General features: G+C 66.1%; 1 protein-coding gene. It reads right to left on the bottom strand.

Going from position 1 to position 1,033, the window contains the following annotated elements; genetic code table 11:
- Positions 1 to 1,033: DUF4175 family protein (locus tag Q8R27_RS06085; RefSeq protein WP_305698170.1), on the bottom strand; the 1,033-nt coding region annotated here is incomplete at both ends.

The raw sequence follows: 1,033 nt of genomic DNA, 5'->3' as shown, positions 1-1,033 counted from the left end.
GGCGCCATTCTCGATCGCTTCCTGCAGCCGGTCCTGGGCGCGTTGCAGCCGGTCCAGTGCAGATTGCAGGTTCCCCTCTTCGACCATCAGCGCGATGGTCCACAGCTTTTCGGCAATGGCGTCGCGGTCTTCGACAGTCAGGCTGGCTTCCTTCGCCTCAAGGTCGCGCATCAGGACCCGCAGGTGCAGGAAGGCGCGGTCGTGGCGGATGAAATCCTCGGGGCGGTTGGTGACGGCCCTGAGGATTTCGCCCGCGCGGGGGGCGTTCACCCGGTTCCACAGGATGTCGCGCCGCATCTCGATCAGGGCGGCGGCCAAGGGGTCGAAGAAGCGCTTGCCGTGCAGCGTGACCTCGTAGGGGGCCGAGGTGCCCTCGTTCCCCGCCGCATCGACAACGGCAAAGACCATCGTCACGGGCAGATTGGCAAAGACGTGCTTCGACAGGTCATCGACCAGCGTCGAGGTCAGGTCCGTCCGCTTGCCCTTGCGCGGCATCGGCAGGTCGAGAGTGACCGGCTCCATCGCCTCGGGGTCGACGGTCAAGCCGTGACGGCGGTCGATCTTGGCCAGGTCCAGGCTGATCGTGACCCGGCCCGCGACGACGCCGTAGTCCGCCGGCCCGCCGGTGGTTCCAACGCTCGACCAGGCGCCCGCGATGACGGTCCAGTCATCGCCAGCGTCGGTCCAGTAGGTCTGCAGGGTGCTGCTCGTTGGCGCGCCGTTGGCGCCGGTGAACGGCTGGATGTTGCCCCAGAAGGGCTGCAGGTTCCCGTAGAACGGCTGGATGTTGCCCCAGAACGGCTGGAGGTTGCCCCAGAAGGGCTGCAGGTTGCCGTAGAACGGATTGAGGTTGCCGTAGAACGGCTGAATGTTCCCATAGAAGGGCTGGATGTTGCCGTAGAACGGCTGAATGTTGCCGTAGAACGGCGTGACCACATTGCCCGCCGGCGGCGGCGGCGTGGTCTGCGCGTGAACCGGCAGCGCGATCATGGAGACCGACGCGACCGCGGCCAGCTTCAGGCTGAAATGACGA

Origin of the sequence: Phenylobacterium sp. (assembly GCF_030697305.1) — a bacterium.
Lineage (GTDB): Bacteria > Pseudomonadota > Alphaproteobacteria > Caulobacterales > Caulobacteraceae > Phenylobacterium.
The sequence above is the reverse complement of the archived record's forward strand: the minus strand, read 5'-3'. Positions and strand labels throughout refer to the sequence as shown.